This is a genomic window from Amphritea sp. GJ51-11 (assembly GCF_055808735.1).
The window spans coordinates 3,914,314-3,939,308 of sequence record NZ_CM147881.1 but is presented as its reverse complement, the minus strand read 5'-3'; the positions used below and the strand labels follow the sequence as shown (position 1 = coordinate 3,939,308).

Sequence of the window (24,995 nt, the reverse complement as noted above, 5' to 3'; positions counted from 1 at the left end):
CTACTCAAAATGTCAGATCCTACACCTTACTTTGGCACGAGAAAGGGTACAATGGGCGCGTCCTTGTGTGTTACACCATTCTCGGGCCACATATACGCCTAACAAGGAACGTGAAGACTACGCTAATTTCTTTTACTTAACCAATATGTATTTGGATCACTTGGTTGAGTAGTATTATTGATTTGGTAACTCACTGAAATGTATATGATTAACCCCATAAATCGGCCTCTAAATGCCGGTTTTACATTAATCGAGCTGTTAGTGACCATAACTGTATTGGCCATTTTAATAACAGCGGTGATTCCCTCTTTTAGCACTTTTATCGGCCAACATCGTTTAGAAGTGGCTGGTGAAGCTATTTATAGTGATTTGAACTTTGCTCGCACTGAGGTGATAACGCGGGGTAGTGGCGCGGAAGTCAGCGTTAGTTTTACCACTGATGGTGCCAATAATTGGTGTTATGGCTTGAGTGTTAATGGCAACTGTAATTGCGCTCTTACCGATATCACCGATGCGAATGCCTGTGTTTTGGATCGTGGCGGTGTGAGTACACTTAAAACGGTTAACAGTAGCAGCTTTGATGGCGTGAATATGACGTCTTCTGTGTTTGGCGCAGATAGCTTCACTCGTTTTTCGGCGATTAGAAGTAAAGCCACAAGTGGTCTGGTTAGTTTAGCAACCCTTTCCGGTGAACAGTTACAGATCTCTGTGACCGCGCTTGGGCGGGTTCGCATTTGTACGCCTAATGCTTCGATGACGAAGTACTCCGCATGTTGAAGCCTATGGCTGCACAACGAGGTAGCTCACTCGTTGAGTTAATGATCAGTATTACGCTGGGACTCTTGGTTATCAGCTCTATATTGCAGGTGTATGTATCGATGGTGACTGCTAGCGCAAATACCATCAACCAAACACGGTTGGTAGAAGAACTCCGCACGGCGGCGACTGTGATAGCTCAGGATATTCGTCGAGCGGGGTATTTTGGCGGAGTGCCGGGCACCGATGACTTTACGAATAATCCCTTTGTTAGTGGCGTGAATGATCTGTCAGTCGCACAGTTTACCGGCGAGGCAGCCAATTCGTGTGTCTTGCTTAGCTATGATCTCGACGGTGATAAAACGGTTGATGACGGCACGGTTACCGCGAGTGATATGGAGCAGTTTGGTTATCGACTTAATGCTTCAGTACTGCAAATGAGAACCAGCGGTAACACCTTTGCCTGTACAGATACGGCGGGGTGGGAAGACCTAACGACGCCTGAAATTGAGGTGACATCGCTGACATTCACGGTTAATACCAGTTGTTTAAATATCAATACAGAAACAGTGGGCTGCCCATGTACCTCAGGTGATCCTTGTCAGTATATCCGGGATGTTGATATGAACCTGTCTGGTAGGTTAAAGAGCCATACTGAAAGCTCGGTTTCGCTGACGGACACGGTGAAAATTCGTAACGATAAATACACTTCTTCGGCCCCATAGAGTAAGCATGTGATGATGCAAAAACAAAAATCTGGACAGTCTATACTCTATCGCGCTCGCGGCACGACTGGTGCTCAGCGGGGCTTTACGACATTGACGATCGGCTTGATTATCTTATTTGCGGCCTCGTTAGCCTCGTTTGCCCTCGTTAAATCCAGCCGAATGGAGCAGCGCATTAGCGTTAACGACCTGCGGGCTAAAGAGGTTCGCCACGCTGCAGATTCTGCTTTGGATTTCGGTATTGCTTGGTATACCGAGAATAGCCCTAGCTGGACCGTTTCTGGGAGCGTTGAAACGGCGAGTCCAACGATAGCGATGCCGACGATTAGTAGTTCAAATACAGATATTTACTCGGCGGTCATTCGTTACCAAAGAGCTACGGCTGAGCCAAATTACATTTTGGTAACCGCCGTGGTGTCAGCTACGAGCGAGGCGAATATTACCGCGCAGGTACAGCGATATATATACACGAACAGTCTGCTAACCAACCCTGGCACGACCGGGCCGCCGATGATGATTGATGGCTGTTTTGATGATGCTAAAGGCAACCCGGATATTTATCCTGCTGGTTATGATAGTGGTTCGGGGGCTGGCCCCTATGGGGATGCGATTGTGACCTCACAGTCAGCGACAGAATCCGATGGCAGTAGTTGTGTCGAGCTAGGGCATTTAGATGTGCATGGCGGCGGGATAGCCACAAGTGATTTTACCGGCGATATTTGGGATAGCTTGTTCAGTGTTTCTAGAAGCGGAATGAAAGCTATCGCCGATCAGGAGGTCGCAGATGGTGTTGCTGATGCTGATCGTACCGTTGTATGGGTCACGAGTACGTCAAATTATCATACCTCATGGGGATCTGCGACATCTCCCGTTATTGTTGTTTTTGATGCTGTAGCGGATTGTCCAAAAATTAATGGCAACCCAACATTTTATGGTGTTGTGTTCATTGATAGTGATTGTGCGGGCTCCAATGGCTGGGGCGGAACCACCGTATATGGCACGGTTGGTGTTAACGGTGGTATATCGAAAATGACCGCGAATACTGAAATTTATGATTGGAGTGAAGTCAGTAACGGAGATACTGGCGGTCTTAAAACAGAAACAGCCCCGCAGTTTCCGGGTACCTGGAAAGATTTCTAAGAGGGTTTATGAAAAACATACGTAATATTCATTCGCAACAAGGCATAGCGATGCTAGAACTCGTTATTGCTGTGCTTATTCTAGCTTTTGGTGTGATAGCACTCGGTGCTATGCAAAACAAAACCATGGGTAAAAGTACCTACAGTAAAGCGATGGCCGAGGGCTTGGTGATTGCCGAGCAAAAGCTTGAAGAGATGCGCAACTTTGCCACCTTGAGTGATTATAATTCTGGCATTGTCACGGGTAGCTCATCGGTGACCGGCACGAATGCGATCTATACCGACAACTGGGTGGTGACAAACCATACTGCACCTGATTATAAAACGATTGAGATGACTGTCAGCTGGGAAGATCGTTTTGGTGCTCAGTCGGTGCAGTTATCTTCTATTGTGGCGCAAGATGATCCGGTTGAAGCCGGGAAGTTACTTTTCTCACTCAGCGGTTCTCCACCAAGCTCATCGAGCGGTGGTTCCACTGACGACGGCGATGATACTACGAGTGATGACAACGCTGACGACAGCGATGATACACCCACTGATGACAATACCGGTGGGAGCAATGATGACGGAGAGACTGAGGAGAGTGATGATAATAGTAATGACTCGGATTACAGTTTGATTATCAGCGGTAGTGTGGCAATTATGAGTAACGGAGTGAAATTTAACGGTGTGTCCGGTAGTGGTAATTACGCCGTATCATGTACTAATACCTCTAATTATTATGCATGTTACGTTGGTTCTATAGATGCTGGTGATACTTGGACGGGGAATATTACGGTGTCAACCAATCAAACTGTCTGTAGCCCCGCAGATAATCCCAAGACATATACCGCCATTAGTTCAGATCAAACACAAAACTATACTCTGGGTAAGCGCAAAGATTGCCCCTAACAACGGAGAGAATGGATAAATCGACGGCCCTCTGGGCTGTCGGTAAAGTCGTTAGCCGAGGCATCCGTTTAGTTCAGGCTGTTATCAACGGCCATATTGTTTGCCGCCATTTGTCAGCGCTTATGATGTTGCAGTGAGGGAGATCTTCTTTTGCTTTTCTTCTAAACGCAGTTACCAATCGTTATTCAACGATCAAATTTTCAATTTTGCGTGCAAAATTATGTACGCATGCCTCATGCAATAAGGTATCTGCAATCATCCCACGGGCGGCATTGCTGCCGATAGAAGCGCTCTAATGCTGTATCCCAAGCACCTTTCATCAAGTGAATTTCATGATCCATATCGAGAGAAAGAGAACCCCGAGCTGATAATTAAGCGTCCATGCCTGAAGTGATCTATCACATTGACAGATAGTTAGTGTTTACTACTATCAGGCTTCAGCTGTAGATGAGGTTGGTATCAATACGCACTAAGACTAATCTAGCTTTGGTCTCAGATTAGCCTTAGTTAGCGACAAGCCCATCGTGCAACTTATCGCACAAATACTTCAGCTTCTCCCCTTCTTCTTGGGTGATCGAGATCTTACCGCCCATCGCTGCAGGTATTTTCAATGCTTGTTGCTTTAAATCTCTACCTGATTGAGTCAGATGGACAATGCACGAACGCTCGTCCTGCTTACAACGCTCCCGTAAGACTAAGCCTTTTGCCTCCATTCGTTTAAGCAAAGGGGTGGTTGTACCTGAATCCATATGCAGCTGTTCACCTAATGTTTTCACATTAAGTGCATCGCCACTCCAGAGCACCAGCATAGCTAGATACTGTGGATAGGTAAGGTCTAGCTCATCCAATACAGGCCGATAGGCTCTGACCATCGCGTTTGCTGCACTGTAAAGTGAGAAGCAGGCTAAGTTTTCTAGTAGTGGCGTCGACTCTTCTATTTTTTTTGTCATTAGTTTATTCCTAATTTTTATATATTGATTGTTCACAATTAACTTGCATGCAAGCTTAAGTTGAAATAACATTGTTTGCAAGTTGATAGCGCACAAGTTAATAGTGCTCAATCAATAACCAGATCTTAGCATGAATATATGATTGCACCAATATTGAGGAACACATCATGAAAGCACTTATCACAACTATCGCACTGGCTTCCACTCTAGCAACTGGCGCAGCGTCTGCCGCCACTAACTTTAATGTCAACCAACTGGGTGGCGGCACAACCATTCAGACCACTTCCCACTATAGCAGCCATGAGCTGGTAACCGTGGATAGCGCCAACCTGCCGAGCCATGGTTTCAATGCTGAACTGTTCGTTGGCAATAAATAAGTCAGCACACGCCACCGTTTGTAAATATTTTTAAGTTTAACTGTTTGAGGAATACATCATGAAAGCACTTATCACAACCATCGCATTGGCTTCTACTCTGGTTGCTGGCGCAGCGTCTGCTGCTACTAACTTTAATGTCGACCAATTGGGTGGTGGCACAACCATTCAGACCGCTTCCCACTATAGCAGCGAAGAGATCGTCACGGTGGATAGCGCCAACCTGCCGAGCCATGGTTTCGATGCTGAACTGTTCGTTGGCAATAAATAAGTCAGCACACGCCACCGTTTGTAAATATTTTTAAGTTTAACCGTTTGAGGAATACATCATGAAAGCACTTATCACAACCATCGCACTGGCTTCTACTTTAGCAACTGGCGCAGCGTCTGCTGCTACTAACTTTAATGTAGACCAATTGGGTGGTGGCACAACCATTCAGACCGCTTCCCACTATAGCAGCGAAGAGATCGTCACGGTGGATAGCGCTAACCTGCCGAGCCATGGTTACGATTCTGAACTGTTCGTTGGCAATAAATAAGTCAGCCCAAATCACCGTTTGTAAATATTTTTAAGTTTAACCGTTTGAGGAATACATCATGAAAGCACTTATCACATCGATCGCACTGGCAACGACTCTGGCCGCTGGCGCAGCATCTGCCGCTACTAACTTTAATGTAGGTCAGTTAGGTGACAGCGTTAATGCTCAAAGTACATCTCGCCATCAAGCAACCGGTGATGTTGTTAAGACCGCTAACTTGCCAGGCAGCAGCTATAGCTCAGATCTGTTCGTTGGTAATAAATAAGATAGTACTCGCCATCTATTGGTAACCATTGTTCATTTAATTGTTTGAGGAATACATCATGAAAGCACTTATCACATCGATCGCACTGGCAACGACTCTGGCCGCTGGCGCAGCATCTGCCGCTACTAACTTTAATGTAGGTCAGTTAGGTGACAGCGTTAATGCTCAAAGTACATCTCGCCATCAAGCAACCGGTGACGTTGTTAAAACCGCTAACTTGCCAGGCAGCAGCTATAGCTCAGATCTGTTTGTTGGTAATAAATAAGTCAGCACTCGCCATCTATTGGTAACCATTGTTCATTTAATTGTTTGAGGAATACATCATGAAAGCACTTATCACATCGATCGCACTGGCAACGACTCTGGCCGCTGGCGCAGCGTCTGCAACTAACTTCAATGTGGGCCAACTGGGTGACAGCGTTAATACTCAAGGCGCATCTCGTCATCACGCAATGGGTGAAGTCGTTAAGACCACTAATTTGCCAGGCAGCAGCTATAGCTCAGATCTGTTTGTCGGTAATAAATAAGTAGCCGCTAAGTAGTAATTCGTTAGTCATCGTAAAATCATGAAGAAAGAGGGTTTTACTGAAACCATTTATAGAGGAATGGCCTATGAGAACATCTATTACTACGGTTAGCATCGCATTAGCACTGGTTGCCGGCGCAGCCGGTGCTTCAGCTAATTTTGATTCAGACCAAGTTGTTTATATCGACGCTCAAATGACCGGGCTGTACAACAACGAAGAAGTGAAAATCGTTGATGGGCCTAATATTCCGGGTAAAAGCTACGGCCATAAATTGTTGATCTGCGGTAACTAAGCATGTTGCTTGGGATAAAATATCCTAGCAACCTGCGCCTGCTCTAAAGTGATTACCGCAAGTATTCATCTTTTTAGTATGAACGTTTTTTTAAAGCAAACCCGAGCCAAGAGCTCATTTTTGCATCCCTGCTTTTTACGTCTTCTAATCTGTTTTACATCCGCTTGAAGAGATAACCCTATTCCGCTTGATGACCCCTCTGGTTAACGCACACTTTTGGTTTTTTGTGTTTTATCTTCGTTATAGCTATCCCTATTCAAACCGATAACGCGGCATCTAGTTGTGCTTCGTTGTACTGTTGACGTAATTTTCGCTTAAGCAATTTCCCCGCTGTATTCTTCGGTAGCGCATCGGCCACAATAAAGGCTTTAGGCACTTTGAACGGAGCCAAATACTGTTGGCAGTGGCGGGTGAGTTCATCGTTGTCCGCATCTTCTCCCTGTTTGAAGACCACGATAGCGGTGATCGCTTCGATCCATTTTTCGTGGGGTGTGCCAATGACCGCAACTTCTGCGATAGCGGGATGCAGGTATAGCGCTTCTTCGACATCGCGGCTGGCCACCAACACGCCGCCGGTATTAACGACATCTTTGATTCGATCGACGATAAAGATGTAACCCTCTTCATCGGCATATGCCAAGTCACCTGAATGGAACCATCCGCCGGCAAAGGCCTCGGCTGTTTGCTCCGGCTTATCCCAGTAGCCCACCATCACATGGGGAGAGCGATGAATAATCTCACCCTGTTCCCCTGGCGAGCAATCTTCCATTGTCAGTGGATTAACAATCCGAGTTTCCACCGACATGATCGGTTTACCTATCGAGGCGAGTCGGCCTGTTTGTTCTTCCGGTGCCAGCACGGTGGCCAGTGGTGCCATTTCGCTCTGGCCATAGCAGTTAAACAGACGACAGCCGGGAAGGCGTTGCTGCAGTTCGGCGACGATGGGCTCCGGCATAATGGAGGCACCGTAGTAAATATTCACCAGTGAGCTGAGGTCGTGTTGATCAAAACCTGGGTGACGTAACAGCCCGATCCAAACAGTTGGTGGTGCAAACACTGAATTGAGCCGTTCACTGCTGATCGCCGTAAAGACTAGCTCCGGTAGTGGCGCTTGCAGGATATAGCTCATGGCACCGATCATGAGTGCGGGGATGGTAAAAACATGCATCTGCGCGGAGTGATACAGCGGCAACGCCGCTAGGCAACGATCATCAGCGGTCAGGTCAAGATGTTGGATGCAACTACTGTATTCGGCCATAAAGCCACGGTGGGTGTGCATCGCACCTTTGGGATGCGAGGTGGTGCCGGAGGTGTAAAGAATTTGGGCGATATCGGTATCCTGCACCTTGACGTCGGGTGGTTGATGATCCGCATTTGACTGACTTATCTGCAGAATATCGAGCAGTGAATCGGGTGTCGGTGTGTGCAGTGAGCCGGTAGTGGTGATCGCGGTATCCTGTACAACGGCAGCGACATTAACAGCCAGATCGTCATCCATAAAAATTGCTGCTGCACCGGATTGCTTCAATAGATAAAGCAGTTCGTCTTTGACGAGAGCATAGTTGATCGGTACATGGATCATGCCAGCACGGGTACAGGCCAGAAAGAGAATCAGGTAAGCATCAGAGTTTTTACCAAATGCCGCAATACGGTCGCCGGGTTGTAAACCACTTTGCAACAGGGTATTGGCCACGCGGTTAACGGCGCGGTCGAGCTGCTGATATGTCCAGTGGCGCTGTTGGAAGATGATGGCTTCTTTAGCGGCAAAGCGTTTTGCGGCGCGGCGCAGTCCATCACCGATGGTGTTCACTGTGGCGGTTTGGATGTCGGATAGCATTGATGCAGACCTTCTTATTTTTGTTTTGTCATTTAGAGTGTCTTTTTTCGCCGCGTTGGAAGCAATGATTAAACTGTCCAAAGCATTTGATAAAAGCGGTCAGTGGGGCGTTGCTCTAATGGTGTGTCGCTTGATAGGCACTGGGTGCGACACCGGTCCAGCCTTTGAATGCTCGGCAGAATGCGGCCTGTTCGGTGAAACCGACCAATTCACTGGTTTCGGCAACGCTGAGGGATTCTTCGGTGAGTAAGCGGATCGCGGTATCGCAACGAACTCGATCCTTGATCTGTTGATAACTATGGCCTTCTTCCTTGAGTTTGCGGCGCAATGTGCGGGAGGTCATATGTAGATCGTGGGCAATATCTTCCAGTGTCGCTGCCTGTTCTAATCCCTTATTTAGCATAAGGCGTTGAACTTGAATGCTAAGGCTATTGTTATCCCCAACGCGACGAAGCACCTCAAGGGGCGAACGGCGCAGAAAAGAATCTAGCTCAAGTGGGTCTCGCACCCGAGGCAGCATCAGCAATTTACTGCTGAAGCTGAAGCCGGCGGTGGGTTGGTCAAACAGTAAATGCTCGCCGAACATTGGTGGATATTCATCTTGATGGGCGGGGGCTGAGTAATTAAAGCGGGTGGTCTGAATCGCCAACTGACTATTGACCAACCAGCTACTGAAGCGTTGCCACATTAGTAACAAAAACTCCTGTAATAGGTGGTCTGGATCTAATTCTGGCTGCATCAATGTGATATCGATGTTGACGCTATCGGCTTCGATATGGAGGGCAAAATTAGCCTCAGACTGCACGGCATTATAGAAACGCACACTTTGTTGCAACATCGCCCCGAGCGTTTTCAACTGGAATAACGATTCCATCATCAGGGCGAACACACCGTTTTTGCTGGGGTGCTCGGTTAGGCCCATAAACTCATCGCCGGTGGCGCGCCAAACGGCTCTGATCAGGTTGGCTAATTGTACTTCGGTGATGCGGGCCCGGGGTTTATGCAGCAGTTCGCTGGGGACGGCGGCTCGCTCAAGCAGCGGCAGCGGATCAATTCCCTGGTTGATGGCTCCTCGTAGGCTCGCTTGTATGTAGTGATTGGAGACCAGTTTTTTTTCATGGTTAATCATGGTTTTCCCTTAGTTAAGTGAGCATACCTTATCGCTGCCTATGGTACAAAAAGTGGCGCCGCCCACTCAGAGGTCGTGGTTGGTCGTTTTTATCAAACCGATTGTCTGTATTGGTCATAGCACAGTTGTCGACGTTCAGCGGATACTCCTCGGACAATAAAGATAAGTAATACGAGAGTTGAGTGGCGATGAATATCAGAAATAAAGTGGCGGTCGTCAGTGGCGGCGCATCCGGATTAGGGTTGGCAACGAGCCTACGTCTATTAGCAGAAGGGGCGCAGGTTTTAGTACTGGATATGAATAATGAGGCGGGCCAGGCGCTACAAGCGCAGTATCCGCAGCAAGTGCGTTTTTACCCAGTGGATGTCACCGATGCCGATGCGGTTGAGCAAGCACTTAGCGATGGTGTAAGCCAGTGGGGCCGTTTGGATATCTGTGTTAATTGCGCCGGCATTGTCGCTGCCGGTAAGGTCTTGGGGCGTGAAGGCGCGCTGCCACTGGCGCAGTTTAGCCATGCGATCAATATCAATCTTAACGGCACCTTTAATGTGCTGCGGGTCGCCGCCGAAAAGATGGCGGCAAAAGGGGCAGACGAAGAGCAGGGCGTGATTATCAATACTGCCTCGGTGGCTGCGTTCGATGGTCAAACGGGTCAGGCTGCATATAGTGCCAGTAAAGCGGCTATTGCTGGTATGACGCTACCACTGGCTCGGGATTTAGGCCCACACCATATTCGTGTAATGACGATTGCTCCCGGGCTATTTGATACTCCTATGATGCAATCGTTACCGGAAAAAGTTCGCGAGCCGTTGATTGAGATGGTGCAGTGTCCGAAACGTTTTGGTCTGCCGGAAGAGTTCGCCGATCTTTGTTGCCACATTATTACTAACCCCTATCTTAACGCTGAAGTGATCCGTCTCGATGCGGGTATTCGGATGGAATCGAAGTAAGGAGCCTAACCATGAATGCTTCATATACTGCAGCGGATAGCGCTGAATTAGCCCTGTTTCGAGATATGACCCAGCGAGCTTTGGCACAAGAAGTAACCCCCTATTACGATGATTGGGAACGTGCCGGCATTATGCCTAGGACTATTTGGCCTACATTGGGACAGGCGGGTATGCTCTGTGTTGATTTGCCAGAGCAGTATGGTGCGGCGGGCGCTCCCTTTGAGGTGGCGCAGCTAGTCTTGGGTGAGATGGCGCAGCTAGGGTATGGCGGTCTTGCCAGTAGTTTTAATATTCATTCAAATATCGTCGCGCCCTATATTTTGCATCGGGGAACCGATGCGCAAAAGCAACACTGGTTACCGAAGATGGTCAGTGGCGAGGTGGTGGGGGCTATTGCCATGACCGAGCCGGGTTCTGGCAGTGATCTGGCAGCCCTGCGTACCCGCGCGGTTCGCGACGGCGATGAGTGGGTGCTTAATGGCTCGAAAATCTTTATCACCAACGGCTTATTGGCTGACTTGGTGATTGTCTGTGCCTCTACCGATCCTGCTGCTGGGGCGAAGGGAATCTCTCTGTTTCTCGTGGATGCCTCGTTACCCGGTTTCTCACGGGGCAAAGGCATCAGTAAAATTGGTCAGCATTGCAGCGATACTGCCGAGCTATTTTTCGATAACCTTAGGCTCCCTGCCGATGCTCTATTGGGCGAGGAAAATCACGGCTTCTTCTACCTCATGGATGAGTTACCAAGAGAGCGGCTAGGCTGTGCCACGCAAGCTATTGCCGCGACCGATGGTGCCTTGGCGCTCACCCTCAACTACGTTCTGGAGCGGAAGGCATTCGGTCAAACGGTGGGCAGCTTTCAGAACACTCGCTTTAAATTAGCCGAAGTTAAAACCCAGCTAGAACTATGCCGCGCCTACTATCAACAATGTCTGCATCACTATAATCACGGCAAGATGACCATTGAAGAGGCTGCCCTGCTTAAACTAAGTGCCACCGAGATGCAGTGTCAGGCTGCCGATCAATGTTTGCAGTTGTTCGGTGGCTATGGCTATACCACCGAATATCCTATCTCCCGGTTCTATGTTGATGCCCGGGTTCAGACTATCTACGCCGGCACCTCAGAGATTATGAAAGAGGTAATTGCGCGCCCGATGCTCGGTCGTTAACCGGACCACGAAGGAATAAACACTATGAAATTAAGTGATATCGTAATTGTTGATGGGGTACGTACCGCGATTGGTACATTTGGTGGCAGCCTGTCGAGTTTATCGCCGGCGGAATTAGGAACCGTAGCGGCCACCGAAGCGATTCGTCGCTCAGGAATTCCCGCTGAGGCGATCGATCATGCGGTCTTTGGCCATATCATCACCACGGCTCCGCAGGATGTTTATCTGTCTCGCCATATTGCACTTAATTCAGGGTTACCCGCGTCGTCCGCCGCCGTTAATGTGAATCGCCTGTGTGGTTCATCGGTGCAATCGGTTATTTCTGCCGCCCAGCTGTTGCTGATGGGGGATAGCCAGATCGCGTTGGCTGGGGGCGCCGAGAGTATGAGCCGTGGTGCTTACCTGATGCCGGATGCTCGTTATGGCGCGCGGATGGGCGACAGTCGTGTGGTCGATATGACTCAAGGGATTCTTAGTGATCCGTTTGGCAGTGGTCATATGGGCGTGACAGCTGAAAATATTGCTGCGCAGCAGGGCTATGGACGAGACGACCTAGATCGGTTCGCTGCAGAGAGTCATCGACGCGCATTAATGGCGATAGAGCAGGGGCATTTTCGCGATCAGATCGTTCCTGTTACTGTTAAACAAGGCCGTCAAGAATTTATCTTTGATACCGATGAGCATCCTCGGGCAGGCACTACTGTCGAAAGCTTGGCAAAACTGAAGCCAATATTTAAGCGAGATGGCATTGTGACCCCCGGTAACTCATCGGGCCTAAATGATGGTGCGGCGGCGATGGTTATGACGACGATGGCTGAAGCACAACGCCGTGGATTATCTCCCCGTTGTCGTATTCTTAGTTATGCCTTTGCCGGTGTTGCTCCGGAGTTGATGGGCTTGGGGCCGATACCCGCCGTTAAACAAGCGCTAAAAAATGCTGGGCTACAAATGCAGGATATCGATGTGATCGAATCCAACGAAGCTTTTGCCGCTCAGGCGATGGCGGTGACTGAACAATTGGGGATGCCTGAGGTTAAGGTTAATCCGAATGGCGGAGCTGTCGCATTAGGTCATCCTGTGGGGGCGACAGGCTCGATTATTATTATCAAAACAATGGCGGAGCTGGAACGTACCGAAGGACGTTATGGATTGGTGACGATGTGCATTGGTGGTGGCCAAGGCATCGCACTGATTATTGAGCGGATTAGGTAATATTATCTAGGCTGTCTTTTTTGTGTTTAAGGACAGATATGCAAGTTGTTGACACTTTAGATTAAGCCTAGGTTCTGGCATGAAACACTGCTCACGATCTCGTTACGGGAGTACAATGACCCCTCTGATTTAGAAATAGGGTAGAGCGGGTATTGTAGTCGTATGACGTTATCGCGTGAATTTTATCGCCACGGGCCGGATGTACGGCAAGGTAATCCCGTTAGCTTTGTTGAAGTGAGGAAGCGGTTTGATTTCAGGTTTATCGGTATTGGTCGCTGGGTGACGCAGGCGGAACAAAACCGAGCGGCGGGATTGTTTTACGATGCCTTGGTTGACCTGATGACCATCCTGAAATGCCCCGAACCGCTGATCTCATTGCGCGGAACCTTGTCGTTACAATACGGTATCGGTGGACGTCCCGGTGTTGCCGCCCATTATCAACCGTCGATGCGGTGCTTTTCTTTGGCCAAAAATGCAGGCCCAGGCAGCATTGCACATGAGTGGTTTCATGCACTCGATCATTATCTCGGTGGTACTGCTTTTGACGATGCGCCGGCAGGCATGTTTGCCTCAAAAGCTTGGCTAGCAGATGCAACGCCTGTGGTTCATCCTTTGAATGATGATCTGTACGCCTGTTTCAGGCATATTATGTTAGCTGAAGACGGCGATTCCCCTAGCCCGTTATTTGAGGTATCAGCGCGGGTCGATAGAGCGATGAATCAAGTGTATTACAGTCAGGCTGAGGAGTTATGCGCGAGAGCGTTTGAAGCCTTTGTTCAAGATGCGGCTATCACCAATAACTTTTTGGTTTCGGGGACTAAAATGACGGCTGAGGCGGAGCAGGGGTTGTATCCGCGAGGCGAGCAACGTGAACGTATTAATCTAGCCTTTCAGCGTTATTTTAATCGTTTGGGGGCTGCCTTAAACAGTGAAATTCGCCGGCAGACTCGTGCATAAAAGGTGGTAATGGCGATGGTTTGTTAGTGATCACTATGTCTGGTGATATAGTAAACATAACTTAATAACGTTCATATTGCTGGGATTATACTGATGCCTCTGTTGCAGTGATGCAAACAGAGCGCTGGATGCCACGCAACCTATGTCTTTAACATTTGCAACGCGCTTCCAGCTTATACCGCTTCAGAGCAGGCTCTGTTCAACCTTTAATCAAATAGCTAATGATGCCAGTAGGCGATTAAATTTCTTACGGAATGCGGTATCTGACAGTAGCTGAAGAACGAGCTTTTGGTCAGACGCTTCTAAATGGCCTTTTAGAAAATGAGTGCCAGGTTCTTCTGCTGCTTCGAGATTGAATTCAGACAGGTCACGAAGGCCTCTATACGCGACACGGTCACCGATACGTCCAGCTAAGTAAAGTAACACGGTATCTTTTAACTCATCATCTTTTAAAGCCAACTGCCCTGGGGCTTTGGCTAGTGGGAGCAGTGAGTTGGCAATGGCGCGTTCAATCTCTTCGGGCAAACCCCAATTTCGAGCTAACGTCGAGCCAACGATAGAGGAGTTTAAACCGCAACCCTGTTGCTGCGCTTTAACTCTGTCCATGACCGTCATACCTTCTGTATACCAAGCGTCTGCACCGTCCTCTCCTAGGATCAAACCTAGGTCACCGAGATTAAAAAATAACGCTTTGGTTGCGAGGACCGACGGGCGGGAGTGGCCAGCGTTTTGTCCTAATAAACTGGCAAAAGCACTTGCAACAGCGGTAGATATCCACACCCGCTGTAATGCTGTTTTTTGTGCTTCAGAACAGTCTTTAGTTTGGTTAGCTGTAGCGGCTTGGGAGACTAAACTTCTAACAAAGCTGACCCCAAGGTAATTAACCGCATGCTGGACGCTTGAAATCGGCGAGGTTAAGGCAAAGGCTGCAGAGTTGACCGTTCGCAATACCGTCGCTGTTAGACCGGGATCCGCCGCGAGTGTTTCAACCAATTCTTTAGATGTATCTAAGCCACTGGCTAGCTTTGATTGCACGGGGTGAGGGTCTGGCAACTTTTCGCACAACTGTTGTGCTTTAGCGGCTTGTGTTTCATCGATCTGTGACGCAACTAACAGATCGAAATCGATGAGAGACGCTTGTTCCTCTTGTGGTACTTGAGGTAACTCAGCCGTGCCCCAATGACCCGACTCATCCAAAAGTTTTCCCAGAGGCTTCGAGGGTTTCGATGTTGACTCACTAGACTGCCTGGTGGTCTTCGGCCTCTTGTCAGCGGTTTTCTTTTTCTTTCTACCAAATAGTCCAAATAGCACGACAGTCGACTCCAATAGTTGGCGTATATCGTTGAATCAAACGCGGCTTAAGCGCTTATGTATAGTATTCTGATCATCGCAGAGCGTTTTGGCTAGCGCTTGAATCAATATTTTCGTTGATATTATATCGTTTAGGTACACTTATCCCCATTTGTTGGTTTTCTTATCCTGGTTCATTGCGGCGTTCAGCTGAGTTGGTAATCGGTGTGATTTTTTGATAACCCACCGATCTAGCGCTTTCAGGTCATCATTGGGGGTGGCTGCGCTTCTATGCTTAACCTCTGCAGATAGCAAGCAGTCAAGGAGTTGGTGAACCGTACCGATGGCGCGGAAAGGAAGCCTCACCTCAACGAATGCACCTGTTTAAGAAGCCGCTTAGTGCGAGACTGATTCAGTCTGAATAGGCTAGTACACATCTTCACGGTAGCGCCCCTGAGCTTTCAGTGTCGCGACATCGATCCCCAGCGGGGCAATTACCTTGTCCACTGCAACCGCAACGCTACCCGCCATGTTACGACCGCCGCATATTAAAAACTGCGCCCCCTCCTCGATCAATTGACGTAGCACCACGTCATCTTCAGTAATCTTATTCTGCACATATGCGCCTTGGTTGATGCGGGAGAAAACCGGATTTAATTTAGTTAACCGCTTATCTTTTAGGTAGCGTTTGAGTTCGGTCTCATAGAGAAAATCAGACTGTGGAGAGCGACCGCCCCAATAAAGGTGTATCGGGTGATGTGCTTTATTGTTGCGGATAAAACCGACTAAAGGCCCAATGCCGGTGCCCGCGCCGATCAGTATTATCGGTGCCTTGCCCGATGCTGGGCGAAAGCTCGGATTAAGCTTGATGAAAGCCTCAACGGTGTCGCCGATAGCTAGCCCGTGAAGAAAGCCGGAGCATGCCCCGTCAGGATGATGACGAACGCAGATCTCGAGCACGCCATTCTTCGATGCGGATGCCAGCGAGTAGAATCGCGGCACACTGCTGCCTGGCGGTAAGATACCCACAAGGTCGCCTGCATCAAAATGCGGTAAGCCGGAGCGTCTCAGTAAACGATTTAATAGACCTTTATGACTCCCTTCCGGTGACTTGAAGCGTAATACCGCCGTTGGTGCCTGCACCGCTGTACCGTAATCGACGCGTTCGACAAGCGTCAACGTCGTGCTAGCGGGATGAACCGGGATATGGACGAGTGTTAATTCCTTATCTAGAACGCTACTCACCGCCTGCCCCCAGCGGGCAAATTCCTGTGGCGATTGTCGATGGATGGTTTCGAGTGGTAGTAGCTGTGGCCAGCCCTTGGTGATGAGCGCGGCCTCAACCTCTTTTGCAAACTGGCAGAATTCAGGGAACTGTCGATCACCAAAACCTAATACAGCAACAGGAACATCAGGTGTCTTCGTCATTTTCGCTAATCGTGTCAGAAAATGATTCGCCGATGCAGGTGTGTCACCATCCCCATAGGTGGCGGTGAGCATAAACATCCGTTTTGCCTGTGGATAATGATGGTCAATCTGATTCATGGGGGCGGTGTGAACCTGAAATCCTAAGCGATGAAGGGCGTCATGCAAGGTTTTGGCAAAGCCCCACGTACTGTTACTTTCGCTGCCAACCAGAATGATGGTATCGGCAAGGCGAGCAGCGCTATTATGGTTAATGGTTGTGGCGGATTGTTTACGGCTCCACCAGATCTGGATGCCGGTCCATGCCATCAATGGCACAGCGAGCGCACTCAAACCAAGCAATAGGCCAAGCCACCATAGCCCTTCGCCGGTGTGTAACATGTAGATAAACTCATAGAGTTTTTGTGGGTTACCGTAAGCTTGATAAGAGAGTAATTGACCGGTTGCTTGATCAACAAAGCCGCTTCCTTGATTGGTGGTAATTGAGTAAACGCCCATTGGGTCGTCTGGATAGGGATAAACCAGCTCTCTGAACTCGGTAATCGGGATTGCTTTTAATGCCGATAGGGTATCAATGGGTGCAGGCGCACCGCCATTTACATGGGTTGGAAAGTCGGGCTCAGCCGATGAGTAGTCGGGTATCAACTCAAAAGTCATGGCTGACATATACAGGCCGGTAGAAGCTGATAATATCAGGCCCAGTACCGCCACTCGACCTACCTCTGTATGCAGACGTTGCTTAAAGGGCCCTTGGATCGGTCGAAAAATATGACGCCAACCGCCGAGTCGATTGATCAACATGACGGCACCGGAAAAGGTTAACAGCAGCATAAAAAAAGCGGCGACCCCAGCAACAACTCGTCCAGGTGTCCCCAACAGATAAGACCGATGCAGGTTTTTTATCCACACCATAATGGGTGAGCTGGAATAGGCGCCAATCGTTGCCCCCGTTAGTGGGTTGATTAGGTCCGCTCCTGTTTGGTCGCCGTCAGTAAAGTAAACAATGATACTGCCTGACGGATGTCGTTGTATTTGCTCGGTGCCAGGGTAGCGAGTGATAAGTTTTCCCGCTAACTCCGCCACGCTGATTGACGATGTGCCTGCGATTTTAGCCTGTGAGCGTTCGAGAATCGGATCAAGCGAGAGCACAGCACCGGAGATGGTGAGCAGCACAACGAACAGTGTTGCTATCAAGCCAGACAGGGAGTGAAACTGACGTAACATAACGGGGTTCCTAGGCAGTTATTTAAAACGAATAGGTGAACGTTTTGATATAACCGCGGCCATTATTGGGTTTATCGACCCCTTCGCTGGTGAATGGCACGACAACATCATTACGGTTGTCTCGCATATCTTCGACAGCGGTATCAACGTGGAGCTGAAACCCTGCATCAATATAGGTGTCGGGCAGATCAAGGGTGACCGTTAATGTCTTACCCTCGGTAACGCTGGCACCGGATAGTCCATCGTACTCACTTTTGCGCTGCCCACTCCCCCGCGCCCAGCCGCTCAAGTGCTTGTAATATTTTGATTTCTTGCCAGCCACCCATAACGTTCTTTGATACTGACCGTCGGCATTGGTTAAATAAATGGCTAGATAAGCACCGTCACCGCCATAGTTTTTTAGCTGAGTGGTCAAGGTGACATCACGTGCATAGGATTGTGAAGATAGTAAAGCTGCAGCCATCAAACACAGGGTTATTGCTAAACGTTTCATGATTTTATCTTCCTTACACTTATTCGATCGTGACTTTTGGTTTGTTTGTTGGCGTGTTACTACCGGAGTTTAAGTCGCTAGTTGATGATGGTTGGGCCTGGTTACCTAAGTTCAGGTAGTCAGATGCGTCATCTGAATCATCAAATTTTATTTCAAGTTCCATAATCCTTAGTGAAGCGGGTGAGAATTTCGCTTCAACTCGATGACCTTTGCGATCACGTCCTTTGAGCTCATAACAGCCATCGTCCACTTTGATGCGCTTTACCTCCCAGCCATTGTCTACCATCATCTGACGGAGACGTTCTTTAGGTTGCCAATCGACGGTTGGGTCGGTGCAATCATCGCTGGCTAGCGCGGCACCACTGATCAAGCAGGTGCTTAAAAAGGCAGTAATTAGTGTGTTTTTCATGTTGGTACCTCCTAATGGCTTCAGTGTTTATCCTAAACCTCTTTGCTGACATTCAGCTGAAGGCGGTCAGTGTTATAGGTTTAGCGCAGTTCAAACGCTTCCTGTCGGAACGAGAGAGACCCTTGTAAATTTTCACGTAGCTCTTTTTCTAAGGTATTGGCCCAGCTTGAGGGGCCACAAAACCAGACCTCCATCGCTTTTGCCTTAGGGTGTTGTGTGAGGAGTTGCTCAGCCGTGAGTTTGTGGCCCTGACTGCTGTCATGTATCTGAAGCTGGATGCCGCTTAAGCCGGTACAGGCTGCCTGTAATCGCTTAACAAAAGGATCTGCCGCGCCATCATGGGTGGAATAATGCAGTTCAGCTTCGAGAGAGTCTTCCCGCTGGTTTTGCAGTGCTTCAAGCCATGCTAAAAAAGGGGTGACGCCAATCCCGCCGGCGATCCAAATTTGTGTCGCATTGTGTTTACGATGTTTGAAGTTGAACTGACCATAAGGCCCTTCAACGGTGACGGGATCGCCGATTGTTAACCGATAACCCAACTGCCGCGTATAGTCGCCCAGCCCTTTAATGTAAAAGGTGATCTGACCATTACCATGGTCTGCGCTGGCAATGGTGAAAGGGTGCGCGCCTTCGCTAGGCTCAAAGGTTACAAATGCAAACTGGCCGGCACGGTGACCTTTCCATGGGTGCTCCAACTGACACTTCACTTCGGTGATACCCATGGTTGATGTTGAGATCGAGGTAATGCTGCCCTGCACCCGTCGTGATTTGCCTATCAGCCCTTTGATCGATAAGAGGCTCGCGAAACTTCCGCCTGCGAGTAATAACCCCATCAGCCAGCCAATGGGTTGTTGCCACCAAACCAAAGGGGCCAGCCAGACAGAGTGGAATACGAGTGCTAGATAAATCAGCGGCATCGCTCGGTGTACATAGTGCCAGAGGTTGTAAGGAAAGCGTTTCCAGAGCGTCAGTATCAGCATGGCAAACACCAGATAGACGCCCCATTCGCCAATCCCTTCTGCCGCCTCTCTCATCATATGGGTAAAACCTGAAAAGTCTTGATCAGGCAAACGTCCCGCTCGGCCAAAGAGCGCTTTAACTAGATCGTCACCCATCTCAATTAACCAATGAGATAGGGCAAAAATAACCGCTAGAATACCGGCCCATTTATGCAGACGATAGATCTGATCGAGACCATTAAAGGAGGTTTCTAACCAAGCTGGGCGAGTAGCCAGCATCATGGTCACTGACATGAATGCGATGGATAACAAGCCGCTCAGATAGAGGCCGTTGTCATAAATTTCCCAAGGCAGTGTAGCCTTTGCCGTCGTGCTCATCTGATAGCTCCAGCCCCAGATAATCAGAATGCCGGCGGTAATCAATGCCAGCGTAATGTTGAGTTTTTTCGGTTTCATCTTAGCCATCCAGTACTGCATTTAGTACGTATGTTATCGCCTATTCCTGACAATCAGCTGAAGGCATTAGCTGGATTAATCGAGCCTAATCAATCAGTGAGGCGTAAACTGTAAGAGAGTTTATGTGTTGATATTATTAATCACGGCGCTTTCAGTTTATTGTCAGGAATTTTGGTTATGATCAGCCTGACTGCAAAGATCTAAGGATAAGAGATGCGATTATTACTGGTAGAGGATGCCGAGGGTTTAGGGGAAGTCATACGAGATCAGATAACCGATGAAGGTCACGCGGTCGATTGGGTTAAAAATCTGTCCCATGCAGACGCCAGCCTACAGATCACCCAATATGATTTGATTCTGCTTGATCTCATGTTGCCGGACGGCAACGGTATCGATCTGTTAAAAAAGATACGCAGATCCGGTGAAACAACGCCCGTGATTATTCTAACCGCCAGAGATCAGCTATCTGATCGCATCGCAGGGTTAAATGCTGGCGCAGATGATTATCTGGTAAAGCCCTTTGACCTATCAGAGCTCTCCGCTCGCATCGCGGCAGTGTCTCGGCGTTACAGTGGCAACCCAAACCCTATCATTAAGGTCGGCACATTAGATGTTGATCTTAACAAGCACAGTATTTCTCGTGAGGGTGTGGCCATCAATTTAACGGCCCGTGAGTGGGCGCTGTTTGAAGCCTTTGTTCAACATCCAGGCAACGTCCTCTCGAAGTCACAGTTGGAAGATCACCTTTATGCTTTTGGCGGCGAGATCGAAAGTAATACCATTGAAGTTTATGTCAGTCGGCTACGGAAAAAACTGGATAAAGGTCAGTTAGAAACGGTGCGCGGACTAGGCTATCGCATGAGGGCCTCATGAGATCAACGCAGTTGAAGGCACCAAAAAGCCTCCAAAAAACCTTAGGTATTGGCTTAACCGTAGGTGTGACTTTTCTCTGGTTATTGGCGCTATTGAGCACCGTTTATGTATCACAGAATAAGCTGAATACCCTCTTCGATAGCGCATTGGCCGAAACTGCTCAACGTATCATGCCCCTCGCAGTGGTTGAGATAACCAACCGAGAGGAGCCAGGGCAATTACAACAAATCATGTCATTCGAAACCCACGATGAGCCGCTGGTATACCTTGTACGTGATGCGTCAGGCACGATTTTATTGCAATCCCATAATGCGGATCCGCTGATGTTCAATAAAACCCTACTGGAAGGTTTTAGCTCATCGGCAAATTACCGATTCTATGGGGCGTGGGCAGTGCAAAATACATTACACATCGAGGTTGCCGAGCCTCTAACTCAAAGGCGAGAAGCCATCTTTGCAATGGGCATTAGTTTATTCTGGCCACTCATCTTGTTGATCCCACTTTGTTTTATCGGGACCTGGGCCTTTGTGCGTTACAGTTTGCGCCACGTGTTGGTGTATAGAAAAGCCATTGAATTCCGTGGTAGTGGCGACCTCTCACCGATCGAAACCAAAGACCTGCCAACCGAGCTTCACACAATCGCTACCTCAATAAATGACTTATTGGAACGCTTACGCCGAGCCTTAGAATCGGAGCGATCCTTTACTGCAAATAGTGCCCACGAATTGCGCACGCCTATTGCAACGGCATTGGCCCAGATTCAATATCTACAACAGGACGTCACGGCAGGCCCCCTCAAAGATAAAGTGCAGAAAGTGGAAGCAACCATAAAAGGTTTATCCAGCTTGTCAGAAAAACTGATGCAGTTAGCCAAGGCGGAAGGGGGCGGTCTGTTATCAACGCAGCAGAATGATCTCATAAACCTATTGCAGCTGATTGTTGATGACAGCCAGCGATCGGCTCCCGCGGCAACCATTAGGTTAACGCTACCGCCCAGCGAATTTAAATCGGCGATAGATCCCGATGCGTTTGCTATTTTAGTGCGCAATTTAATCGACAATGCCATCAAACATGGGGACTCAGACCAGCCGATCGAGGTTAGCTTTTCTGCCAACGGGATATTAAATATTGTTAATGCTGCCCGGGTGATTCCTGCTGAAACTTTGGCACGACTGCAGCACCGTTTTGTTAGATCAGAGACCAAGGCGCAAGGCTTAGGGCTCGGCTTAGCGATTGCCGATGCCATCGTCACAGGCGTGGGCGCAACGATGACATTTAACTCTCCCGCGAGGGGGCGAACCGATGGCTTTGAAGTCAGCGTGGATTTTGCTCGTTTAACGAATTAAACCGCCGTTTTCGTGTTTTAAGAAGATTCGTAAAGCGGGTTATTGTTCACCGATGTTAGATAGCAGCCATTCCCTGAAGCAGACGACGCCTTTTTTAGGACGAATGGATTGTGGCTTCTGCAACATATAAAACTGTGAGGTGGTTGCCATCGCTTTATCAACAGGCCTCACCAATAAGCCACTGGCTAAATAATCATCGACTAGGTTGGCCCATGCCAGCGCCAGACCTTGGCCATTCAACGCAGACTGAATGACCAAGGGATAATTATTGATATTTAACCGTCGGCAAGTATCGGGTATATGCTTGATTCCACACTCGTTGAACCAGTCCTGCCAGGTCACCCATTCCTCGTTAATTTCTAATGACAGTAAAGTGCCGTTAAGCAGATTTTCAGGTTGCTTAAAATCAGGATGCTTATCCAGATATGTAGGACTGCAGACTGGAAACACGGTTTCACTAAACAGAGGTGAGGCTTCTAAATACGGGGGCGGCGTGCGGCAGTAGAACAGTGCGATATCAAATTCACTGTTTTTCACATCTCCGATTGAGTCGACCGCGAGTATGCGCAGATCGACTTCTGGGTGGAGTTCTTGAAACTTAGTAAAGCGGGGTAATAACCAGAACGACGCCATCGCATTTGTCGTGATAACGGTCACTTGCTGGTCACCCTGCCATTGAAGAATGTCGCCGGTTGCATTGGCTATCAGTAATAGGGATTGCTGAATATTGACATAATACTCGTTCCCGGTTTGGGTAAGAGAGAGCGAACGTTTGTCACGAATAAAAAGTTCTCGGCCAAGATAGTCTTCCAAATGGCGGACTTGCCGACTGATCGCACCTTGTGTGACACAGAGATCATCTGCAGCGCGGGTAAAGCTAAGGTGACGGGCAGCAGCCTCGAATGCCACTAGGCTATTTAAAGGCGGTAATGGTTTAATCGACATTATGTATCCTCACCTAGAATGGCAGGTGCTGGGCAGTATGATCTGCGCCATCATTATTTTTATTAGTAATGCTTATACGCAGAAAAGCCCGTGGCCTCAAGCGACGGGCTGTATTTCTAGATGAAATTACAGGGTTGGTGCGTTGGCCTCCTCTTTTATGGCTTGATTGAGCTGGGCGATCGGCTCATCGCGTAACGCTCGCTGTATCGACATAGCCATCATGATGACCAATACTGCAGCAGGTAAGGCCGCGCAGATAGTCGCTGTTTGTACCGTTTTGAGACCACCGGCCCAGAGCAAGCCTGCCGCGATAGCGCCGACCATAATGCCCCATGCGATGCGACTGGCTTGGGGTGGTTCTAAGCTACCTCGTGAGCATAGGGTACAGAGTACCAAGGTGCCTGAATCGGCTGATGTGACGAAGTATGTAATCAGCAGTAAGGTGGCCAGTGCGCTGAAAATAGTACTGACACTTGCACCAGACGCCTCTTCAATTTTGTCGAACATGGTGAAGATGGCTTGAGTCGAGTCGGCCTTGGTTGCCAGTAGAATATCACCGCCGGTGAATTCAGCGGCTTCTCCAGTCAGTTGCTGTGCCACAACCTGAGTTTCATGGGCCTTACGATCCGCGTGCTCATAGTTTAAGGCGGCACCGCCAAAGGTTGCGATCCAGAAGAAGCCGAAGAGTGTTGGGGCAATCAGCGCACCGCCAATCAGTTCACGAATCGTACGTCCACGGGAAATGCGAGCAATGAACATACCGACGAAAGGAGCCCAGGTTAACCACCATGCCCAATAGAACGCGGTCCACCAGTTTTGCCATTGAGAATCGGCCTGTGCATCACTCCAGAGGCTCAAACCGACAATGTTCTGCACATAGTCAGCGGTACCCTCAAGATAGGTATGCAGAATATAGCGAGTGGGTCCGAACAGTAAAACCCCGACCAGAATGACTAATGACAGGATCATGTTCCAGACGGAAAGTATTTTAATGCCACGGCCGACGCCTGACATGACAGATAAAATAGCGATCATTGAGATCACGGTAATCATAATAATCTGATTAACGATGCTAACCTCGATGCCGAGTAAACGCTCCATACCGGTGCTCATCTGGACAACACCGAGACCAAAAGAGGTGGCGATACCGAATGCAGTGATTGCAACGATCATGATATCGATGGCGTTACCGAACCAGCCGTTCAAACGCTCTTCGCCAAAAAGTGGAATCAGGGCTGAACGAATGGTGAGCGGTTTACCTTTACGGTAGGAAAAATAAGCGAGGCCTAAGGCGGTCATAATATAGAGCGCCCAAGGATGTAGACCCCAATGGAAGAAGCTTACCCGCATAGCGGTGTGAGCTGACTCTTCACTTAGACTGGTGACTGAAAACGGATTTCCAGCATAGTGCCACATCGGTTCAGCAACTGACCAAAACAGTAGCCCGATACCCATCCCGGCGCTGAACAGCATTGAAAGCCATGAACCCATACTGAATTCAGGCTTTTCGCCATCTTTACCCAGTGTTACATTGCCGAAGCGACTCATCATAAGATAAAGCAGAAACAGCAGAATACCTGATGCCATGACCAGGTAGAACCATTTGAAGTGGTGCAGAATATTACCGGACATCTGAGTAAAGAGGGCGCCGGCTTTATCGGCCAAAACACCACAAACGACTACAAAACCGATGATGATTATTTTTGAAATGAGGGTTACCGTAGGATCGATTCCTCGGAACATCCCGTTATCAGTACGCATTGTGAAGTCTCCGTTATTATTTGACTTGTTGTAAGACAGTCGATTCTTGTGCGTTATTGATTGTTGATACTGATCCACTAAAGTGAGGTCTATATCAGCTTC

Annotated in this window: 28 protein-coding genes; 18 read left to right on the top strand and 10 right to left on the bottom strand. The window is 48.7% G+C overall.

Annotated features, from left to right (window positions below; genetic code table 11):
• Positions 1 to 198: 198 nt before the first annotated feature.
• From AC0L4K_RS17765 to AC0L4K_RS17745, 5 genes are read left to right on the top strand one after another with little or no spacing between them, the layout of a single operon-like run.
• Positions 199 to 777: a GspH/FimT family pseudopilin gene (locus AC0L4K_RS17765; RefSeq protein WP_473267416.1), complete on the top strand. Its 579-nt coding sequence runs from the start codon at positions 199 to 201 to the stop codon at positions 775 to 777.
• A 5-nt stretch (positions 778 to 782) separates the two neighbouring features.
• The gene (locus AC0L4K_RS17760) at positions 783 to 1,481 is read left to right on the top strand and encodes a hypothetical protein (protein ID WP_473267415.1); all 699 of its coding nucleotides are present in this window, start codon (positions 783 to 785) and stop codon (positions 1,479 to 1,481) included.
• A gap of 12 nt (positions 1,482 to 1,493) precedes the next feature.
• On the top strand, positions 1,494 to 2,621 hold the full coding sequence (locus tag AC0L4K_RS17755; RefSeq protein ID WP_473267414.1) for a pilus assembly PilX family protein: 1,128 nt from the start codon (positions 1,494 to 1,496) through the stop codon (positions 2,619 to 2,621).
• Between the two features lie 8 nt (positions 2,622 to 2,629).
• Positions 2,630 to 3,511 (top strand): type IV pilus modification PilV family protein, encoded by an 882-nt coding sequence (locus tag AC0L4K_RS17750; protein ID WP_473267413.1) that lies wholly within the window; start codon positions 2,630 to 2,632, stop codon positions 3,509 to 3,511.
• 11 nt (positions 3,512 to 3,522) lie between these two features.
• The gene (locus tag AC0L4K_RS17745; RefSeq protein WP_473267412.1) at positions 3,523 to 3,648 is read left to right on the top strand and encodes a hypothetical protein; all 126 of its coding nucleotides are present in this window, start codon (positions 3,523 to 3,525) and stop codon (positions 3,646 to 3,648) included.
• A 366-nt stretch (positions 3,649 to 4,014) separates the two neighbouring features.
• Here AC0L4K_RS17745 and AC0L4K_RS17740 read toward each other — a convergent pair whose 3' ends face one another.
• A complete protein-coding gene (locus AC0L4K_RS17740) occupies positions 4,015 to 4,461 on the bottom strand; it encodes a MarR family winged helix-turn-helix transcriptional regulator (RefSeq protein WP_417226606.1) in 447 nt (148 codons plus the stop codon).
• A gap of 167 nt (positions 4,462 to 4,628) precedes the next feature.
• Here AC0L4K_RS17740 and AC0L4K_RS17735 point away from each other — a divergent pair, with 167 nt between their 5' ends.
• The 7 genes from AC0L4K_RS17735 (at position 4,629) to AC0L4K_RS17705 (ending at position 6,458) form a co-directional block, all read left to right on the top strand.
• Complete coding sequence (locus tag AC0L4K_RS17735; RefSeq protein WP_473267411.1) at positions 4,629 to 4,838, top strand: hypothetical protein; 210 nt, start codon at positions 4,629 to 4,631, stop codon at positions 4,836 to 4,838.
• A gap of 58 nt (positions 4,839 to 4,896) precedes the next feature.
• Positions 4,897 to 5,106 carry a hypothetical protein gene (locus AC0L4K_RS17730; protein ID WP_473267410.1) on the top strand — a complete coding sequence of 70 codons (210 nt, stop codon included), beginning with the start codon at positions 4,897 to 4,899 and terminating at the stop codon, positions 5,104 to 5,106.
• Positions 5,107 to 5,164: 58 nt separating this feature from the next.
• Positions 5,165 to 5,374, top strand: coding sequence for a hypothetical protein (locus tag AC0L4K_RS17725; protein ID WP_473267409.1), 210 nt, complete (start codon positions 5,165 to 5,167; stop codon positions 5,372 to 5,374).
• A 58-nt stretch (positions 5,375 to 5,432) separates the two neighbouring features.
• A complete protein-coding gene (locus AC0L4K_RS17720) occupies positions 5,433 to 5,639 on the top strand; it encodes a hypothetical protein (protein ID WP_417228521.1) in 207 nt (68 codons plus the stop codon).
• A 58-nt stretch (positions 5,640 to 5,697) separates the two neighbouring features.
• The gene (locus tag AC0L4K_RS17715; RefSeq protein ID WP_417228521.1) at positions 5,698 to 5,904 is read left to right on the top strand and encodes a hypothetical protein; all 207 of its coding nucleotides are present in this window, start codon (positions 5,698 to 5,700) and stop codon (positions 5,902 to 5,904) included.
• A gap of 58 nt (positions 5,905 to 5,962) precedes the next feature.
• The gene (locus AC0L4K_RS17710; protein ID WP_417228519.1) at positions 5,963 to 6,166 is read left to right on the top strand and encodes a hypothetical protein; all 204 of its coding nucleotides are present in this window, start codon (positions 5,963 to 5,965) and stop codon (positions 6,164 to 6,166) included.
• Between the two features lie 85 nt (positions 6,167 to 6,251).
• On the top strand, positions 6,252 to 6,458 hold the full coding sequence (locus AC0L4K_RS17705; RefSeq protein WP_473267408.1) for a hypothetical protein: 207 nt from the start codon (positions 6,252 to 6,254) through the stop codon (positions 6,456 to 6,458).
• 256 nt (positions 6,459 to 6,714) lie between these two features.
• On the opposite strand, the gene AC0L4K_RS17700 is transcribed toward AC0L4K_RS17705, so the two are convergent.
• Positions 6,715 to 8,295, bottom strand: coding sequence for a fatty acyl-CoA synthetase (locus AC0L4K_RS17700; protein ID WP_473267407.1), 1,581 nt, complete (start codon positions 8,293 to 8,295; stop codon positions 6,715 to 6,717).
• A gap of 115 nt (positions 8,296 to 8,410) precedes the next feature.
• Positions 8,411 to 9,424: an AraC family transcriptional regulator gene (locus AC0L4K_RS17695; RefSeq protein ID WP_473267406.1), complete on the bottom strand. Its 1,014-nt coding sequence runs from the start codon at positions 9,422 to 9,424 to the stop codon at positions 8,411 to 8,413.
• A 188-nt stretch (positions 9,425 to 9,612) separates the two neighbouring features.
• On the opposite strand from AC0L4K_RS17695, the gene AC0L4K_RS17690 reads away from it, so the two are divergent.
• The 4 genes from AC0L4K_RS17690 (at position 9,613) to AC0L4K_RS17675 (ending at position 13,712) form a co-directional block, all read left to right on the top strand.
• Positions 9,613 to 10,374, top strand: coding sequence for an SDR family NAD(P)-dependent oxidoreductase (locus AC0L4K_RS17690; protein WP_473267405.1), 762 nt, complete (start codon positions 9,613 to 9,615; stop codon positions 10,372 to 10,374).
• Positions 10,375 to 10,385: 11 nt separating this feature from the next.
• Positions 10,386 to 11,543 (top strand): acyl-CoA dehydrogenase family protein, encoded by a 1,158-nt coding sequence (locus AC0L4K_RS17685; protein WP_473267404.1) that lies wholly within the window; start codon positions 10,386 to 10,388, stop codon positions 11,541 to 11,543.
• A 24-nt stretch (positions 11,544 to 11,567) separates the two neighbouring features.
• Positions 11,568 to 12,755, top strand: a complete 1,188-nt coding sequence (bktB, locus tag AC0L4K_RS17680) for a beta-ketothiolase BktB (RefSeq protein ID WP_473267403.1) — start codon at positions 11,568 to 11,570, stop codon at positions 12,753 to 12,755.
• A gap of 162 nt (positions 12,756 to 12,917) precedes the next feature.
• On the top strand, positions 12,918 to 13,712 hold the full coding sequence (locus tag AC0L4K_RS17675; RefSeq protein ID WP_417228505.1) for a CLCA_X family protein: 795 nt from the start codon (positions 12,918 to 12,920) through the stop codon (positions 13,710 to 13,712).
• A 210-nt stretch (positions 13,713 to 13,922) separates the two neighbouring features.
• Here AC0L4K_RS17675 and AC0L4K_RS17670 read toward each other — a convergent pair whose 3' ends face one another.
• The 5 genes from AC0L4K_RS17670 to AC0L4K_RS17650 all read right to left on the bottom strand — a co-directional run bounded on the left by AC0L4K_RS17670 (position 13,923) and on the right by AC0L4K_RS17650 (position 19,968).
• A complete protein-coding gene (locus AC0L4K_RS17670; RefSeq protein ID WP_473267402.1) occupies positions 13,923 to 14,909 on the bottom strand; it encodes an HDOD domain-containing protein in 987 nt (328 codons plus the stop codon).
• Between the two features lie 519 nt (positions 14,910 to 15,428).
• The gene (locus AC0L4K_RS17665) at positions 15,429 to 17,651 is read right to left on the bottom strand and encodes a PepSY domain-containing protein (RefSeq protein ID WP_473267401.1); all 2,223 of its coding nucleotides are present in this window, start codon (positions 17,649 to 17,651) and stop codon (positions 15,429 to 15,431) included.
• Positions 17,652 to 17,673: 22 nt separating this feature from the next.
• The gene (locus tag AC0L4K_RS17660) at positions 17,674 to 18,144 is read right to left on the bottom strand and encodes a DUF2271 domain-containing protein (protein ID WP_417228499.1); all 471 of its coding nucleotides are present in this window, start codon (positions 18,142 to 18,144) and stop codon (positions 17,674 to 17,676) included.
• Positions 18,145 to 18,163: 19 nt separating this feature from the next.
• Positions 18,164 to 18,553 carry a PepSY domain-containing protein gene (locus AC0L4K_RS17655; RefSeq protein ID WP_473267400.1) on the bottom strand — a complete coding sequence of 130 codons (390 nt, stop codon included), beginning with the start codon at positions 18,551 to 18,553 and terminating at the stop codon, positions 18,164 to 18,166.
• An 80-nt stretch (positions 18,554 to 18,633) separates the two neighbouring features.
• Positions 18,634 to 19,968: a ferredoxin reductase family protein gene (locus AC0L4K_RS17650; protein WP_473267399.1), complete on the bottom strand. Its 1,335-nt coding sequence runs from the start codon at positions 19,966 to 19,968 to the stop codon at positions 18,634 to 18,636.
• Positions 19,969 to 20,181: 213 nt separating this feature from the next.
• On the opposite strand from AC0L4K_RS17650, the gene AC0L4K_RS17645 reads away from it, so the two are divergent.
• Together AC0L4K_RS17645 and AC0L4K_RS17640 are read left to right on the top strand one after the other, a co-directional pair.
• Positions 20,182 to 20,841 (top strand): response regulator transcription factor, encoded by a 660-nt coding sequence (locus AC0L4K_RS17645; RefSeq protein ID WP_473267398.1) that lies wholly within the window; start codon positions 20,182 to 20,184, stop codon positions 20,839 to 20,841.
• Positions 20,838 to 22,187, top strand: coding sequence for a sensor histidine kinase (locus AC0L4K_RS17640; protein WP_473267397.1), 1,350 nt, complete (start codon positions 20,838 to 20,840; stop codon positions 22,185 to 22,187). Before AC0L4K_RS17645 ends, AC0L4K_RS17640 begins: the two co-directional genes overlap by 4 nt.
• Positions 22,188 to 22,226: 39 nt before the next feature.
• Here the strand turns inward: AC0L4K_RS17640 and gcvA are convergent, their stop codons facing one another.
• Together gcvA and AC0L4K_RS17630 are read right to left on the bottom strand one after the other, a co-directional pair.
• The gene (gene gcvA, locus AC0L4K_RS17635; protein WP_417228403.1) at positions 22,227 to 23,132 is read right to left on the bottom strand and encodes a transcriptional regulator GcvA; all 906 of its coding nucleotides are present in this window, start codon (positions 23,130 to 23,132) and stop codon (positions 22,227 to 22,229) included.
• Between the two features lie 126 nt (positions 23,133 to 23,258).
• The gene (locus AC0L4K_RS17630; RefSeq protein WP_417228404.1) at positions 23,259 to 24,893 is read right to left on the bottom strand and encodes a BCCT family transporter; all 1,635 of its coding nucleotides are present in this window, start codon (positions 24,891 to 24,893) and stop codon (positions 23,259 to 23,261) included.
• Between the last annotated feature and the right edge of the window lie 102 nt (positions 24,894 to 24,995).